17 protein-coding genes are annotated in these 14,546 nt (G+C 62.0%); 8 read left to right on the plus strand and 9 right to left on the minus strand.

Annotated features, from left to right (window positions below):
• Nucleotides 1-56 precede the first annotated feature (56 nt).
• The 3 genes from P3T25_RS32200 to P3T25_RS32210 form a co-directional block, all read right to left on the minus strand.
• Nucleotides 57-665 (minus strand): hypothetical protein, encoded by a 609-nt coding sequence (locus P3T25_RS32200; RefSeq protein ID WP_429360927.1) that lies wholly within the window; start codon nt 663-665, stop codon nt 57-59.
• Nucleotides 666-673: 8 nt separating this feature from the next.
• Nucleotides 674-1,270: a hypothetical protein gene (locus P3T25_RS32205; protein ID WP_171925004.1), complete on the minus strand. Its 597-nt coding sequence runs from the start codon at nt 1,268-1,270 to the stop codon at nt 674-676.
• A gap of 391 nt (nt 1,271-1,661) precedes the next feature.
• Nucleotides 1,662-2,723 carry a sigma-54 interaction domain-containing protein gene (locus tag P3T25_RS32210; RefSeq protein ID WP_154558958.1) on the minus strand — a complete coding sequence of 354 codons (1,062 nt, stop codon included), beginning with the start codon at nt 2,721-2,723 and terminating at the stop codon, nt 1,662-1,664.
• 468 nt (nt 2,724-3,191) lie between these two features.
• Here P3T25_RS32210 and P3T25_RS32215 point away from each other — a divergent pair, with 468 nt between their 5' ends.
• The 5 genes from P3T25_RS32215 (at nt 3,192) to otsA (ending at nt 7,795) form a co-directional block, all read left to right on the plus strand.
• Complete coding sequence (locus P3T25_RS32215; protein WP_266241312.1) at nt 3,192-3,470, plus strand: hypothetical protein; 279 nt, start codon at nt 3,192-3,194, stop codon at nt 3,468-3,470.
• Nucleotides 3,471-3,784: 314 nt separating this feature from the next.
• Nucleotides 3,785-5,185: a sigma-54-dependent transcriptional regulator gene (locus P3T25_RS32220; protein WP_429360930.1), complete on the plus strand. Its 1,401-nt coding sequence runs from the start codon at nt 3,785-3,787 to the stop codon at nt 5,183-5,185.
• Nucleotides 5,186-5,564: 379 nt separating this feature from the next.
• Nucleotides 5,565-5,789, plus strand: a complete 225-nt coding sequence (locus tag P3T25_RS32225; RefSeq protein WP_166618154.1) for a hypothetical protein — start codon at nt 5,565-5,567, stop codon at nt 5,787-5,789.
• 153 nt (nt 5,790-5,942) lie between these two features.
• Nucleotides 5,943-6,152 (plus strand): hypothetical protein, encoded by a 210-nt coding sequence (locus tag P3T25_RS32230; RefSeq protein ID WP_154558961.1) that lies wholly within the window; start codon nt 5,943-5,945, stop codon nt 6,150-6,152.
• Between the two features lie 212 nt (nt 6,153-6,364).
• On the plus strand, nt 6,365-7,795 hold the full coding sequence (gene otsA, locus P3T25_RS32235) for an alpha,alpha-trehalose-phosphate synthase (UDP-forming) (RefSeq protein WP_154558962.1): 1,431 nt from the start codon (nt 6,365-6,367) through the stop codon (nt 7,793-7,795).
• Nucleotides 7,796-7,841: 46 nt separating this feature from the next.
• On the opposite strand, the gene P3T25_RS32240 is transcribed toward otsA, so the two are convergent.
• From P3T25_RS32240 to P3T25_RS32260, 5 genes are all read right to left on the minus strand, one after another.
• Entirely contained in the window at nt 7,842-9,284 is a 1,443-nt protein-coding gene (locus P3T25_RS32240; RefSeq protein WP_429360933.1) for an MFS transporter, read from the minus strand.
• Nucleotides 9,285-9,422: 138 nt separating this feature from the next.
• The gene (locus P3T25_RS32245) at nt 9,423-9,926 is read right to left on the minus strand and encodes a YbhB/YbcL family Raf kinase inhibitor-like protein (RefSeq protein WP_154558964.1); all 504 of its coding nucleotides are present in this window, start codon (nt 9,924-9,926) and stop codon (nt 9,423-9,425) included.
• A 195-nt stretch (nt 9,927-10,121) separates the two neighbouring features.
• Nucleotides 10,122-10,568, minus strand: coding sequence for a very short patch repair endonuclease (locus P3T25_RS32250; RefSeq protein WP_171925005.1), 447 nt, complete (start codon nt 10,566-10,568; stop codon nt 10,122-10,124).
• A 30-nt stretch (nt 10,569-10,598) separates the two neighbouring features.
• Nucleotides 10,599-11,882, minus strand: a complete 1,284-nt coding sequence (dcm, locus tag P3T25_RS32255) for a DNA (cytosine-5-)-methyltransferase (protein WP_429360935.1) — start codon at nt 11,880-11,882, stop codon at nt 10,599-10,601.
• Nucleotides 11,883-12,158: 276 nt separating this feature from the next.
• Complete coding sequence (locus P3T25_RS32260; RefSeq protein ID WP_266257431.1) at nt 12,159-12,482, minus strand: hypothetical protein; 324 nt, start codon at nt 12,480-12,482, stop codon at nt 12,159-12,161.
• A gap of 177 nt (nt 12,483-12,659) precedes the next feature.
• Between P3T25_RS32260 and P3T25_RS32265 the strand changes: the two genes are divergently transcribed.
• The 3 genes from P3T25_RS32265 to P3T25_RS32275 all read left to right on the plus strand — a co-directional run bounded on the left by P3T25_RS32265 (nt 12,660) and on the right by P3T25_RS32275 (nt 14,238).
• Nucleotides 12,660-12,851, plus strand: a complete 192-nt coding sequence (locus P3T25_RS32265; protein ID WP_154558966.1) for a CsbD family protein — start codon at nt 12,660-12,662, stop codon at nt 12,849-12,851.
• A gap of 227 nt (nt 12,852-13,078) precedes the next feature.
• A complete protein-coding gene (locus P3T25_RS32270) occupies nt 13,079-13,300 on the plus strand; it encodes a hypothetical protein (RefSeq protein WP_266239371.1) in 222 nt (73 codons plus the stop codon).
• Nucleotides 13,301-13,530: 230 nt separating this feature from the next.
• A complete protein-coding gene (locus P3T25_RS32275) occupies nt 13,531-14,238 on the plus strand; it encodes a glutathione S-transferase N-terminal domain-containing protein (RefSeq protein ID WP_266239372.1) in 708 nt (235 codons plus the stop codon).
• A gap of 49 nt (nt 14,239-14,287) precedes the next feature.
• Here the strand turns inward: P3T25_RS32275 and P3T25_RS32280 are convergent, their stop codons facing one another.
• Nucleotides 14,288-14,446 carry a hypothetical protein gene (locus tag P3T25_RS32280; RefSeq protein WP_429360938.1) on the minus strand — a complete coding sequence of 53 codons (159 nt, stop codon included), beginning with the start codon at nt 14,444-14,446 and terminating at the stop codon, nt 14,288-14,290.
• Nucleotides 14,447-14,546: the final 100 nt, after the last annotated feature.

Here is a 14,546-nt window from a genome sequence, read left to right on the forward strand (position 1 = left end):
GTTGAGTCGATTAAGACGCTTCAGGCAAAAAGCGGCAGGGGAGACCCTGCCGTTTTTTATTGCAGAGCGCCCCAGCGCTCGACTGCCGGTTCCGCCGACGCCCACTTCCAGCCCTTGTCCTGCCGGCACGCGCTCGCCGTGTACCAGTCTTCGTGTGCGTTCGGGCCGTCGCTGTCCTGAACCGAGAACACGAAATCCTTGCACAGCGCGAGCGCCGAGCTGAACGCGCGCGTCACGCGCACCTGGCCGTGGCCGTTCTCGATCGGCAACGTGTGCTTGACCGCCCAGGGCCGCGTCTCGCCGACCGGCATGGCACCCGCCAGCGCGGCGATCAAATTCTGCTGATCGGTGTGCATGGTGCGCATGTAGCGGCCGACGGCTTCGTCGGTCGCGGCCTGCACGGCGATACCGACGCCGATGCCGACTGCCGGGTTGGAGGTTACGAGGCCTGACGCGACACCGGCCGCGGCACCGCTCGCCGCGCCGACGGACGAGCAGCCGCTCGTCACCAGACTTGCGCCGACGCAGATCGCACCGGCCAGCACGAGCCGCAGCCGGTTGCCGGAGAGCGCCGCCGCAGGCGTGCGCGGAACCAGAGCGGTACGCGCGTCATCGACGAGCGCTGGCTCAGACAGTGCGTGTTCATTCCAGGGACGTGGAAGCATCAGCGCCTTCATTGCAGCGCGCCCCAGCGTTCGGTAGCGGGTTCGGCCGACGCCCATTTCCAGTTGTCGCCGTCGCGGCAGATCGACGCGACGTAGAACGCGCTGCTCGCCGGCACGTTCTTGGTGGCGGTCTGATCGACCGAGAAGACGATTTCCTTGCAGTCGAGTGCGCCGGCGCTGATCGTGCGGCTCACGGTGACGCGGCCGTGTTCGTCGTCTTCGATCGGCACTGAGTGAGTCACGCTCCACGGTGCGATTGCGCCGACGTCGAGCGGCCCGGCGATTTTGGCGATGCCGTCCTGCGTATTCTTGTGGACCACGCGTTCCGAGTACTGCACGCCGGCGCGGGCCGCGGCCAGCGCGCCGAGACCGATGCCGGTAGCGACTGCCGCATTGCTGGTGACCTTGGCCGCGAGCGCTGCGCCCGCGATACCGGCGCCGGCGGTGGCGCCTTCCGAGTAGAGCGAACTACAGCCGCTCAACGCCGACGTGATCGCCACGGCTAATGCGACGAGCGCCGTTGTATTCGGACGTCCACATGTTGCCGCTTTGGACGCGTTGGCTGTTCGCTTTGCCCATTCGACCCACACCATACTTTTTTGCATTTCCCTGTCTCTGCTCCTGCAAGTGCCTTTCGCACACGCACCGTTCACACATGTGTTTCGCGTGTGTCGACGGTGCGTGAGCGAAAGGCACGTCTTCCTTATCGTTGCGCCGTGCGCTGCCGCATTTTGCAGGATGCCATTTGTAATTGGCAGTGGGAAAGTGCAAGCAATTGCAAAAGATGGTGCGAGTCAAATCGGTTTCTGCTGGGAAGAAGCCGATTTGATTGGTGGTGCGAAGGGATTAATTATGAGATGACAGGTGCGCAAAAAGTGCCGTTGCAGCAGAGAGGGGCCTGCACAGCACGCGCACAGGGAGCGCGCAAAAAGCAGACGGCGAGCACACAGAAAACACCTGCTCACGCGAACGAACCGCGTGAGCGCGTGGCACGGCTTATTGCTCGGTTTCTTCGTCCGAGCCTTCGTCACCGCCGTATGCGCTCAGGCGGTTGTAGAGCGTTTTCAGACTCACGCCGAGTGCTTTGGCAGCCCGCCGTTTGTCGCCGCCGCAATACTTGAGCGTGCCGAGAATGATCTGCTTTTGCGCATCGGCGAGCGGCGTGCCGATCCACACGCTCATTGCATCGCCCTGCGTCACGGGCTTTTTCACGCGCGATGCGAGATGCGGATGTGGCAGCTCGACCGTCTTCTCCGCGAGAATGAACGCGCGATACACCGCGTTCTTCAACTCGCGCACGTTGCCCGGCCACGACCAGGTTCGCAGTGTTTCGATCGACCGTTTGCTAAAACTCTTGCTCGTGCTTTCCTGCTGATTCAGCAAGGCGAGGAAGTGTTGCGCGAGCAGTTCGCGATCGTTTTCACGCTCGCGCAAGGGCGGCGCGCGCAACGGGAAAACCGCGAGCCGGTACATCAGGTCTTCACGCAGACCGTTTTCCTTCACCGCTACCGCGGGGTCGCGATTCGTCGCTGCGATCACGCGTACGTCACCACTAATCAATTCGTTGCCGCCGACCCGAAAAAACGTGCCGGTCTCGAGCGCGCGCAAGAGCTTGACCTGGCGCACCGGCGCCATTTCAGTGATTTCGTCGAGAAACAGCGTGCCGCCGTTCGCATGTTCGAAATAGCCGACGCGGGCCTGGACCGCGCCGGTGAAGCTGCCTTTTTCGTGGCCGAACAATTCGGCTTCGATGAGTTCGTCCGGAATCGCGCCGCAGTTCACGGCGACGAACGGTGCGTCCTTGCGGCTGCTTTGATCGTGAATCGTGCGGGCGATCAGTTCCTTGCCCGTGCCGGATTCGCCGATGATCAGCGCGGTCGCGTCGGTGCTGGCGACGCGTTCGATCTGTTCGTACAGATCGAGCATCACCGGCGACGAGCCATATAGCAGCCCGTACGATTTCAGTCCCGCGATGCCGTCCGCGACGCGCTGCTTCGCCTGTGCCGAAGCATTGCCGCCGGCGGAGACGGTGGGCGAGTCCAGCGAGATTGACGCCATAAACGGGGAGTCCTGTGCAAATGGGGGGCGGTGTTGCGGCGCGCAGGCCTTGGGGCAAGACGGACCCGTGCGGCCACTATCTCACAGAAATTTGATTTAACCACTTTGACGCCGCTTCCGGCAATCCATGTGAAGGTCGGCGAAATAGGCCGGTGCACGCCCGGTCAGAAGTGCCTGAGCCCGTACCGGCATAGAATGAGAGTGGTGAATTTACCGGGCACGACGTTTGCGACGTGGACTCGACATACGTGTGTTTTTGGGCGGCTCTGTTCAAAGCGCGCCAGCGGCGGACGCGGTTCTCCGATGGGTCGCTCGTGCCGGAAACAGGACGCGAAGCGTTATGTGTGGCGCAACCGTGGCGCTCGATCGGTATGCCGCGGGCGCCGGCTTCCGGCTTGGCGCTCTCGGCGCTCACTAACGCGCAGTGCGCGACGCCGATCCGCTTGACGATAGCAAGGAGAGTTCACGATGGCACGACCTAAAATTGGCATCTTCGGCGCGCTGGTGGCCCTCGGTGGGTTTCTGGCTGTGCGACATATGCAGCGGAACCGTGCCGCGCAGGCTCAGGCGGCGCGTGAACTGAGCCGCTGGGAAGGCGAGGGTGGCACGGTGGCGACGTCGGCTGCGCCGTCCGGCAGCGTGAGCGCGGCGAGGACTGGTCCGTCTACGCCTGACACCGCGCATGGCGCAAATGGTTCGGCACATCCGAACCGCCAGGGCGACGCATGGCCGTTTCCGCGTGGCTGAGGGCCACGATGTTGACCTTGCGTGCGCCGCTGCGCCGGCGTGCCGCTTCGACAAGCGGCACCTGGCACGCGTTTCAAATTTGTCTCGATAAAGCCGTATAATAGATAAATAGACAACAATGCCGCGCAATGACGGGTGGTTTCCTCGCTGATTGTTGCGATATTGAATCAAGTCAGGGGTTCGGCACTGTCGCGGAACGTTAGCGTGTGCTCACATCAGAACGCGCACGCGGCGCACAGGCAAGCTGCTGAACGGCTTCCCACTATGCGGTTTAGCATGTTCCCCCATTCACGCTTTCGGGCTTTCGAGACGCGATGCCACACGTACTGATTGTCGATGACGATGCCGGTACCCGCGAGGCGCTTTCCGCCATCATCGGGGAAGACGGTTTGACTACCGCTACTGCGGGCGATTTGCGCGAAGCGCGCATTCAACTGGTCCGGCAGATGCCGGACGTCGTCTTTACCGACCTGAAGCTGCCCGACGGCAGTGGAGTCGATCTGTTTGAAGATCTCGATCCGCGCTCCGGTGTGGAGGTGATCGTGATTACCGGCCACGCCACGGTGGAGTCGGCGGTCAACGCGTTGAAGATGGGCGCCACCGACTACCTGGTGAAGCCGATCAACATGCAGCGCGTGAAGGCGATCCTGTCGCGCTTGCCGCGCGCCGGCGACCTGAAGGCGGAAATCGGCACGTTGCGCGGCGAGTTGCGCCGCATGGGCCGCTTTGGTTTGATGCTCGGCAACTCGCCGGCTATGCAGGAGGTTTACGACCAGATCGGCCGCGTTGCGCCGACGGCGGCCTCCGTCATGCTGATGGGCGAGTCAGGCACCGGCAAGGAAGTCGCCGCCCAGACGCTGCACCAGCTCAGCTTGCGCCGTAAGCATGCGTTCCTCGCAGTGAACTGCGGTGCGATCTCGCCGAACCTGATCGAATCGGAAATGTTCGGGCACGAGCGCGGTTCGTTCACCGGTGCGGATCGCCAGCACAAGGGCTATTTCGAACGTGCGAACGGCGGCACGCTGTTCCTCGACGAAATCACCGAAATGCCGATCGAGTTGCAGGTGAAGCTGCTGCGCGTGCTGGAAACCGGCATGTTCATGCGGGTTGGTACGACCAAGGAAATCGAAACGGATGTACGGCTGATTGCGGCGACTAATCGGGATCCTGAGCAGGCGGTGCTGGAAGGCAAGTTGCGGCTCGATTTGTACCACCGTCTGAACGTGTTTCCGATCAGTTTGCCGCCGCTGCGCGATCGGGGTAAGGATGTTGATTTGCTCGCGCAGGCGTTTCTTGATGAACTCAACGAACGGCATAGCACGAAGAAGCATTTTCCGGCTGCAGTGAAGGATATGTTGATGTCGTATCCGTGGCCGGGCAATGTGCGCGAGCTGAAGAACTATGTGCAGCGGGCGCACATTATGTCGGGGACTGATTCGGATAGTACGGCTACCGTGCCGTTGCAGATTACTTTGTCGAAGCCTGCGGCTGGTACGGCGATTACGATTCCGTTTGGGACTTCGCTTGCTGAGGCGGATCGGCAGTTGATTCTGGCTACGCTTGAGCAATGTGGTGGCGTCAAGACGCGGGCTGCTGAGATTCTTGGGATTAGTTTGAAGACGCTTTATAACCGGCTTGTTGAGTATGGGAATGATGCGCGGGATGAGGGGGATGTGGCTGATGAATCACGAGTTGTCGGGGGCGCTGGCGCTTGAGGTTTTTGCCTGCTCGGCGCTTATTGTCAGTGTTCTTAGGGTGTTGGCCTTTCCTTGAATTGGTAGTGGTCTATTAGTGTTGCCCCTGTGCGGGGCGGCACCTACTTTTCTTTGCATGCCGCAAAGAAAAGTAGGCAAAAGAAAGCGGCTCAAACCACTCCTGCTAAGTGGGCACCGTGGTCTGCCGCGGGTAGTGGTGCATCTGGAATCTGGGTTCGTGCACCGGCATGCGCTTGTGACAAGGGCGTCATACTTCCGGCGGCGCTGCGCGCGCCGAAGCGTAGGTCTTCGAACCATCCGTCGGTTTTTTTCCTCCCTTTAATTCGGCATGGGGCTTGCTGCGGTTCGATGGAACGCAGGAACAACCGAGGTAACCGATATGCCGGAATACGCCGCCGCTTCTCCGCTTCCCCTCCCGATGCACGCTCATCGTCCTGAGCCCAACGAGCCGCCGAATCCTGGTGAGCCCGACACCGTTCCAAGTCCGACTCCGGACCCCATCGAACCGGTTGCGCCGCCGATCGGCGATCCGCCGTCGCAGCCCACGCAAACGCCACAAGCCAGTCGGTGTCCGCCGTTGCTAGCCTCCAGCATGCAACTCTGACATGTTCTGTGCGCTGCACCACAGTCCAACGCAGCGAATTTATGTACTTGTTACAAAGCCGGCGCATCTTTTACCGGCAATTTACCGTCGTGAACCCTACACTGAATTGACGCCGCTCACGATGGCGGCGGGCTTCCCCCGGAGGCATCAATCATGAGACACCCAGCACTGCGACGTTCCGCGCGCCACTCGAAGCGCGACTCCCGGCCAGGCAGCAAGAGCGCCCCGCCGGAGTCGCCGGACCCGGCCGCGCAGAACCGCGTCGCGCCCGATGCGCCGCCAGACGGCGAGCACAACCAGGGCGGCGTGCGTCGGGAAGGGCTGGAGTACCAGCGCGATCTCGGTTCGGAACAGGACGCATGAGCCCGGCTGACGGCCGGTAAGAAGGGTTCCGGATTCGTCACGCAAAGCAGAAAAAATTTCCTCGCGGTGCTCTGATGCCGCGCGTTTCTGCTCGTTTGTCACATTCACATACATTTTTTATTTCCGGCATCTCATAAAACGGCACGCGACTTGCATGCACCTTTTTGGCACATATCCGCATGCAACGAAGCAACTGACTAGGTGGAGCACCAATGAGCAGACTGATCGTGGTATCGAATCGTGTGGCGCCGACCCAGGAAGGCCGCCCCGCAGCAGGTGGCCTCGCGATCGGCGTGCTGGACGCGTTGAAGGAAACCGGCGGAGTCTGGTTCGGCTGGAGTGGTGAAACGGTAAGCGAGCCGTCCGCGCCGGTGATCGAAAAGCAGGGCAATGTGACGTACGCGACGGTGGGCCTCACCAAGCGCGACTATGACCAGTACTATCGCGGCTTTTCCAACACGACACTGTGGCCGACGTTCCACTATCGCAACGACCTGTCGCGCTACGACCGGCAGGAATACGCGGGCTATCAGCGCGTCAACGCGACGCTCGCCAAGCAGCTCAAGGAGCTGCTTAAACCCGACGACATCATCTGGGTGCACGACTATCACCTGCTGCCGTTCGCGCGCTGCCTGCGCGAGCTCGGCGTGAAGAATCCCATCGGCTTCTTCCTGCATATTCCGTTTCCGGTGCCGGAAGTACTCCGTACCATTCCGCCGCACGAGGAATTGGTCAAGGCGATGTGCAGCTACGACGTGGTCGGTTTCCAGACCGAAGCGGATCGCCAGTCGTTCGTCGATTTTATCGAGCGCGGCCAGCACGGCACCTCGAGCGAAGACGGCATGGTGCACGCCTACAACCGCTTCCTGAAAGTGGCCGCGTACCCGATCGGCATCTATCCGGACGCGATCGCCAAGGCCGCCGAGCAGTTCACCGACCGCAAGCCGGTGCGCAGCCTGCGTGACGGCATGCGCGGGCGCAAGCTGATCATGAGCGTCGACCGGCTCGATTATTCGAAGGGTCTGGTGGAGCGCTTCCAGGCATTCGAACGGCTGCTGCTGAATGCTCCGGGGTGGCACGGACGCGTTTCGCTGGTGCAGATCGCGCCGCCGACGCGCGCGGACGTGACAACCTACCAGCGCATTCGTCAGACGCTGGAGGGCGAAGCCGGCCGCATCAATGGCCGTTTCGCGCAACTCGACTGGACGCCGATTCAATACCTGAACCGCAAGTACGAGCGCAATCTGCTGATGGCGCTGTTCCGTCAATCGCAGGTCGGCTATGTGACGCCGCTGCGTGACGGGATGAACCTGGTCGCGAAGGAGTACGTCGCATCGCAGGATCCGGCCGATCCGGGCGTACTCGTGTTGTCGCAATTTGCCGGTGCGGCTGAGCAACTGCCGGGGGCGCTGGTCGTCAATCCATTCGACCTGTCGCAGATGGCCGAGGCGCTGGAGCGTGCGCTGTCGATGCCGCTCGCCGAGCGTCAGGCGCGTCACGCGGACATGATGGCGCCGATGCGCGAGAACAATCTGTCGGTGTGGCGCGATACGTTCCTGGGCGATCTGCGCAACGTTGCGACCGCCTCTTCGGTGACGGCCAAAGCGGTAAAGCTCGCTGACGTGACGGCATCGTCGTCGTAGTCGTATCAAAGGCGGCGCGGGCGCCTTCAGGGACCGCGCGTGCCGGTCACGTCGAACTCTTTACCACGCGCATCATGCTGACCACGGCGGCGACCGCTGAAAAGCAGGCCGCCACATACAGCACGATAGTCGGCCCATTTTGCGGCGCGATACCGAAGATCAGCGCGACCAGTGCCGCGCCGAGGGTTTGTCCGGTCAGGCGCGCAGTGCCGAGCATCCCGCTCGCACCGCCGCTGCGCTCTCGCGGCGCGGCGGACAACATGGTCCGATTGTTCGGCGACTGGAAGATCCCGAAGCCTGCGCCGCACAGCGCCATGCGCCACGCGATCTGCATGGGCTCGGGATGCGCGCCGAGGGTGGCGAGCAGCAGCAGGCCCACCGTCATCGCAACGAGTCCGACCCCGCCCAGCCAACCGGACGACACCTTGTCCGACAGCACGCCGGCAATCGGCGCGGCGATGATGATTACCGCCGGCCACGGCGTCATCAGCAAACCGGTTTCTACCTGCGACAAACCCAGCGTGTCCTGCAACAGAAACGGCAACGACACGAAGGCCAGCATCTGCGCGCAGAACGAACACACCGAGGTGCCGATCGACAGGGCGAACACCGGAATTCTCAGCAAATCGATCGGCAGCAGGGGCGCGGGTTGAGTCAATTGACGGCGCACGAAGAAGTAGCCGATCACAACCGCAACGAGCGCCTCAGCGACGACCCAGCCGATGTGCTCGCCGTGACCGAGACCGTCGATTGCGAAGATCAGCAGACCGAACACGAACGCGTTCATCACCGCGCTCAGATAGTCGTACGGAGACTCGTGGCCGGGATTCATCGGCAGCGCCTTGAAGCCGCCGACAATCGCCGCGATCCCGATCGGCACATTGATCGCGAACAACCACGGCCACGAGGCGATGGCGAGCACGCCGGAGGCGACCGTCGGCCCGACCGCGGACGATATCGCAACGACCATCGCGTTGATCGCAACGCCGCGTCCAAGCTGCGTAGGCGGATAGATCATGCGCACGAGCGCCGTGTTCACACTCATGACGCCCGCTGCGCCGAAGCCTTGGACCACGCGGGCGAGCGCGAGCGTCGGCAGCGAAGTGGACAACGCGCAACCGAACGACGCCACCGTGAACAGGATCAGCCCGGCCAGATAGATGCGCCGGTAGCCGATGCGATCGCCAAGCGACGCAAGCGGCAGCAGTGAAATGGTGATGGCGAGTTGGTACGCGTTGACGACCCAGATCGAGCCGGCCGCGCTTGCATGCAGATTGCGCGCGATGGTCGGCAGCGCCACGTTGGCGATCGCGCTATCGAGCACTGCCAGGGTGAGGGCGAGGGCGATAACCAGCATCGCCCAATAGCGTTGCGGAATCGGCAAGCCCTGTTCGGTGCTGTCCGAGAGCGGTGTGCCGGCGGCGAGTGGAGCGGCGGGGGCGGCATCGGCCGGCATCGAACCGTCTTTGCGCGATGGTTGTGCGTGCATCGTTTTTTTGATTTCGAAGGGAGCGGCGCATCGATCCTACGATGAGCCACGCGCGCTGCGTTCCGCCCTGGAAAGGCAGGCTGGCACGCAGTGACGATGCCGGCGCTGCGATAGCGTCCCGGCATCGCGTCTCACGCGTTACTTGAGTTCATACAGACCGGTGTGGGTGGTCGAGTCGAGTTCGTTCAGATGTGTCATGAAGCGCGCGACCGCGTTGGTGGTCTCCGCGTTGATCGGCAGATGCGGCACCTTCAGCGCATGCAGGCGGAAGATGTAGCGATGCGTCTTGTCGCCACGCGGCGGCGCCGCGCCACCGAAGCCGACCGTGCCGTAGTCGTTGCGCAACTGCAGCGCACCTTGCGGCAGCAGCGAGCCATCGGTTTTGCCGGCGTTGCGCGGCAGCGATCGGGCATCAGCCGGAATGTTGACGACGACCCAGTGCCAGAAGCCGCTGCCGGTAGGCGCGTCCGGATCGTGAACGGTGAGTGCGAAGCTTTGGGTATCGCCCGGCGGCGCATCCCACTGCAACGCGGGCGAAATATTCTCGCCGTCTACGCCGAAGGCCTTGTCGTGGTATTCGTGGGCTTTCGGCATAAAGCCGTTGGTGGGGAAATCGTCGGACCAGAGACGGAAATCAGCCATCGTGTGCCTCCCTTCTTGGTGGTTCTGGGATGGTCGGAGCGTGCTGTTTTTGCTACCGGCTTGCCATTGAGCTGCCGGCCAGTTGCTGCCTGATTTCTGGAGCATCGGCACGCAAAAAATGCCCCGAGCTAGCCAATCGAGTGTATCACCAGCGGCTCTTGAGTTCCCTCCAACAGGGCAGGCTACAAGCAGCTTTCAGCTACGTTCCTCAAAGCTCGGCGCGTCGCTCTTCAACCACTCGACGAGCCGCTGCAACACGCCCTCGATATCGCGATTCGCGCCACGCAAAGCGCATTCCCATACCACTCCGACGCGCCAGCCGCTGGCGAGCAGCGCCGCGCGAACCTTGTCGTCATTGCTGCGATTGCGGCCGATCTTGTCGCGCCAGAACTCGGGCCGGGTTTGCGGCCATTTGAACAGATGGCAATCGTGACCGTGCCAGAAACAACCGTGCACCAGCACGACGGCGCGATAGCGCGGCAGCACGATATCCGGCCGGCCCGGCAGATCGCGCGCGTCTAAACGGAAGCGAAAGCCCCGGCCATGCAGCAGGCTGCGGATCAGGATCTCCGGCTTCGTATTGCGGCCGCGAATGCCGGACATCATCCGGCTACGCGTTGCGCTGTCGACGATATCGACCATCGTTAGCGTCCGGGTAGCGGATCGGGGCGCTCAGGAATAGAGCGAAAGGGCTTGCTTCGAACCATTGTGCATCTCCTCGGCGAGCAGGGTTTGCACATGCGGCAGCATGATGCGCGCCACTTCCCGCATCACCGGCATGACGACACTGTTGCCGAATTGCCGGTAAGCCTGCGTGTCGCTGACCGGAATCCTGAAGGTATCGGGAAAGCCCATCAGCCGTGCACATTCACGCGGCGTGAGGCGCCGCGGTCGCAACTGCTCGCCTTGATAGACCAGAATCTCCGACCCGTCCTTGTGATAACGCGCGGAGAGTGTGCGCGTGACGCTGTCGGGATAAGCCATGCCGAAGCCGAAGCCATTGCCCGCCGCGCGATGCTTCGCCGCGTAGTTTTGCAGATAGGTCCAGAGATTCGGGGTGAGCGTGTACTTCGCTTGCACGCGTTTGCTCGCGTGGTCGAAGAAACGATCGTGGTCCCACGGCAGCACGGGTTCGCTGCCGTCCGTGCGATGCAGGATCGAGCCGAGGCGTGGACCGCTTTCCGGCAAACGCAGATCGTCCCAGGAAAACGACGTCTTGCCGCGAAAGCCGACAATGATGATGCGCTCCCGGTGCTGCGGCGTGAAATGCTGACCGTCGACCACGCGGTAGTGCACTTCGTAACCGAGCTCGTCGCGCAGCGTCTGCAGGATCACGTCGAAGGTGCGGCCTTTGTCGTGCGAGAGCAGATTCTTCACGTTCTCCAGCAGGAATGCGGCGGGGCGCTTTGCCGCGATGATCCGCGCGACGTCGAAAAACAGCGTGCCTTGCGTCGTACATTCGAAGCCGTGCGGGCGGCCCAGCGCGTTTTTCTTGCTGACGCCGGCAATCGAGAACGGCTGGCACGGAAAGCCGCCGAGCAGCACGTCATGGCTCGGCACTTCTTCGGCGGGAAAGGAGGCGATGTCGCCGATCAGCGCGTGGTCGCCGCCGGCAGGGTAGTTCTCGCGATAGGTCTTGGTGGAGAAATCGTTCCACTCGCTCGTGAAGACACAGTCGCCGCCGTGCGCCTCGAAACCCATGCGAATGCCGCCGATGCCGGCAAACAGATCGATGAAGCGGAATTGGGCGTCGCCGGTGCCCGCGCCGGCCTTTGTCCGGCCGCTACTGTGCAGCAGATCGCGCAAGGCCGGTTCGAGCATCGACGGGCACGGTGTTTCGCCTTTTTCCCAGCGACGTACCGTCTTGATGTCCTTACCGACGTGCGCGGCGATTTCGCGTTGAGTGAAGCGGGCGCGCGCCTGTCTGAGCAGGTCGAGCGGTGCGGCGAGGGTCACGGAGGTCCTTGCTGGGAATTTTTGCGGACATTATGACCTAAGGTCGTCCCTTTTTCCTATTTTCACTAAGTGTGAGCAGAAAATTTCCGGTAGTGCAAAGACCTTTTTTGCCTAAATGCGAATGTCACGGTTGGACGTGTAGGCTTACAGCGTGACGCGAAATCCCCGCGTTGCGACGTGTTCAGGCCGCGACAGGGTTCGCGGCCTTTTTTTAACGGGGAAGAGTAGGGCTGGCCGGCGCGGAAGACCGGCCATCAAGACTTGCAGCGCGTCAGATCAGATACGACGGCCGGCGGCGACTTGTAGCGGCTGGAACGGGGCGGCGGTTGCCGCGGCCGGCGCAATCCATACTGGCGGGGGTTCGGTTTCGAACTGGTCCAATTGCAGCAGGAGGCTATCGACCGCGCACAGTTGCGCGTGGGACAGATTGCCGGTGTCGAGCAAATGGTACAGACGCTTGCGCCAGTAGGTAACCGGCAGAATCGGTCCACCCAGATCGCCTTGTAAAGACGGCCGCATCACGCGCCCAATATGCGCGACATCCTGGTCGACCAGCGCCGCGTGGGATGACCCCGTCAGCGTAGTGAGTGTGCGTTCCATATCCCCTCCATGGCACCTTTACGGCCGGCCCCAGCCGGACTTTAGGGCTTTTTTGAAATATTTTTCACGGCTGGCTCCATCGACCAAAACGGGCTGGCGGCGGGCGCGGGCACACCCGTTGCTGAATCGGGATACTGGCGTAATGACGCGCCGGCATTCTAGATATCGGAGCCAAACATGAACAAGGACCAGGTAAAGGGTGTAGGTGAGCAGATCAAGGGCAAGGTTAACGAAGTCGTCGGCAAGGCCACCAACAACCCGGGTAAGGAGCTTAAAGGCGACCTTCAACAAGGCGCCGGCAAGGTGCAAAAGGCCTATGGCGACGCTAAGGAAGACGCCAAGGACAATGCAAAGCGCAACGCGCCGTAATTCGGCTTGCGGTGTCGTTTGACGGGAAAAGGCGCTTCGGCGCCTTTTTTGTTTTGATGAGGCGTGGGTGGGTGCCGGGCTGTGGCTGTCGGACGCCAGGGCTTGGCCGCCGGGCGCGAGGCGCGACGCCGTTTTCGCCTGGGAGTAACCCGGGTTCGGCGCCGCGGACGCTCCGCGCGCTGTGCGCCGCCTTTAGACTTGGCGCATCCAACACGGAGGAGGCGCTTATGACACCCGAAAAAGTGCTTGCGATGTTCGAGCGGCAGTACCTGGAGGGCAAAGCGCCCGTCGACCTCGAAACCACCTGTGCGAGTTTCGCCACCTGGCTGGCAGCGACGTGGGATCAACATGATGGCGAGCAGAAGACGCTGTTGCTGACGGTCGGCGCGGCCTTGTGGCGCGAAGGGTATGACCTGCGCGCCGGTACGGCCACCAAGGATTTGTGGTGAGCCTGAGTGCCTTCGTGCGGTTGGGCGGTGGGGAAAAGCGTCGCGTGGCAATGTTCGCGTTGGAGTGATTCGAGGCGACATGCATTGAGGCGCTCACGCACGCGTTGTGCCGAGTCGGTTTATATTTGGCGGTCGCGTGTTCGGGTCTCTCCTTTCGGTCTTCTGGTCGATCGCTGAATCCCGGGCCCCATTTTCAGCCGCAGCTCTCGCACAAGGATTACACCATCACCATGACCGATCTCTCCACCTTCCCGATCACGAAGAAATGGCCTGCCGAGCATCCGGACCGGATTCAGCTATATTCGCTGCCGACGCCCAATGGCGTGAAGGTGTCGATCATGCTCGAAGAGACTGGTCTGGCCTACGAACCGCACCTCGTGCGCTTCGATACGAACGACCAGATGTCGGCGGCGTTTCTGTCGTTGAATCCGAACAACAAGATTCCGGCGATCATCGATCCGAACGGCCCCGACGGCAAGCCGCTGCCGCTGTTCGAATCCGGCGCGATTCTGATCTACCTGGCGGACAAGGCAGGCAAATTGATTCCGCAGGATGCCACTGGCCGTTATGAAGCGATCCAGTGGGTGATGTTCCAGATGGGCGGCATCGGCCCGATGTTTGGCCAGGTGGGTTTCTTCCACAAGTTCGCCGGCAAGGAATACGAAGACAAACGCCCGCGCGATCGTTATATCGCCGAGTCGAAGCGGCTGCTAGCGGTGCTGGATCAGCAGCTCGAAGGGCGCGACTGGATCCTGGGCGATAAGTACTCGATCGCCGATATCGCGACTTTCCCGTGGGTGCGTAATCTGATCGGGTTCTACGAAGCCGGGGATCTGGTCGGGATTGACGACTTTTCGAATGTGAAGCGGGTGCTGGCGGCGTTCGTTGCGCGTCCGGCGGTGGCAAGGGGATTGGATATTCCGAAGCGGCCTGCGTGATGGGGTGAGAGCGGTTTGTGCTGCGATGACTACACTGACCCAAGGTCGATCAAGGCAGCTCGGCCGGGTTGCCACCCATCGCTCGGTACAGGTCGCGCACGAACTCCTCGCTGACAACGTCCCACTCGGGTGAGGCATAGAGGACGTCTTCGGGATTCTTCTTGCCCTGTGCGTGGCGCAGTGTGCGCACGGTCAATTCGAGGGCCATCGCTTCGTAACTATTCAGCAGCCGGAAGCGGCGAAACGACGAACCCGGCGAAGCCCAAAGCCAGCGCGTCGATCAGCGAACGGTTCTGTTTGCGCAGACT

The organism is Paraburkholderia sp. GAS32 (assembly GCF_050434225.1).
Taxonomy (GTDB): Bacteria; Pseudomonadota; Gammaproteobacteria; order Burkholderiales; family Burkholderiaceae; genus Paraburkholderia; species Paraburkholderia madseniana.

What these genes read in the sequence shown, in the direction of transcription:
- otsA (WP_154558962.1), top strand. Translation starts at nt 6,365, where the DNA reads ATGAGCAGACTGATCGTGGTATCGAATCGTGTGGCGCCGACCCAGGAA.
- P3T25_RS32210 (WP_154558958.1), bottom strand. Translation starts at nt 2,723, where the DNA reads ATGGCGTCAATCTCGCTGGACTCGCCCACCGTCTCCGCCGGCGGCAAT.
- P3T25_RS32240 (WP_429360933.1), bottom strand. Translation starts at nt 9,284, where the DNA reads ATGCACGCACAACCATCGCGCAAAGACGGTTCGATGCCGGCCGATGCC.
- P3T25_RS32220 (WP_429360930.1), top strand. Translation starts at nt 3,785, where the DNA reads ATGCCACACGTACTGATTGTCGATGACGATGCCGGTACCCGCGAGGCG.
- P3T25_RS32225 (WP_166618154.1), top strand. Translation starts at nt 5,565, where the DNA reads ATGCCGGAATACGCCGCCGCTTCTCCGCTTCCCCTCCCGATGCACGCT.
- P3T25_RS32250 (WP_171925005.1), bottom strand. Translation starts at nt 10,568, where the DNA reads ATGGTCGATATCGTCGACAGCGCAACGCGTAGCCGGATGATGTCCGGC.
- P3T25_RS32245 (WP_154558964.1), bottom strand. Translation starts at nt 9,926, where the DNA reads ATGGCTGATTTCCGTCTCTGGTCCGACGATTTCCCCACCAACGGCTTT.
- P3T25_RS32205 (WP_171925004.1), bottom strand. Translation starts at nt 1,270, where the DNA reads ATGCAAAAAAGTATGGTGTGGGTCGAATGGGCAAAGCGAACAGCCAAC.
- P3T25_RS32230 (WP_154558961.1), top strand. Translation starts at nt 5,943, where the DNA reads ATGAGACACCCAGCACTGCGACGTTCCGCGCGCCACTCGAAGCGCGAC.
- P3T25_RS32200 (WP_429360927.1), bottom strand. Translation starts at nt 665, where the DNA reads ATGCTTCCACGTCCCTGGAATGAACACGCACTGTCTGAGCCAGCGCTC.
- P3T25_RS32270 (WP_266239371.1), top strand. Translation starts at nt 13,079, where the DNA reads ATGACACCCGAAAAAGTGCTTGCGATGTTCGAGCGGCAGTACCTGGAG.
- P3T25_RS32215 (WP_266241312.1), top strand. Translation starts at nt 3,192, where the DNA reads ATGGCACGACCTAAAATTGGCATCTTCGGCGCGCTGGTGGCCCTCGGT.
- P3T25_RS32280 (WP_429360938.1), bottom strand. Translation starts at nt 14,446, where the DNA reads ATGGCCCTCGAATTGACCGTGCGCACACTGCGCCACGCACAGGGCAAG.
- P3T25_RS32265 (WP_154558966.1), top strand. Translation starts at nt 12,660, where the DNA reads ATGAACAAGGACCAGGTAAAGGGTGTAGGTGAGCAGATCAAGGGCAAG.
- P3T25_RS32275 (WP_266239372.1), top strand. Translation starts at nt 13,531, where the DNA reads ATGACCGATCTCTCCACCTTCCCGATCACGAAGAAATGGCCTGCCGAG.
- P3T25_RS32260 (WP_266257431.1), bottom strand. Translation starts at nt 12,482, where the DNA reads ATGGAACGCACACTCACTACGCTGACGGGGTCATCCCACGCGGCGCTG.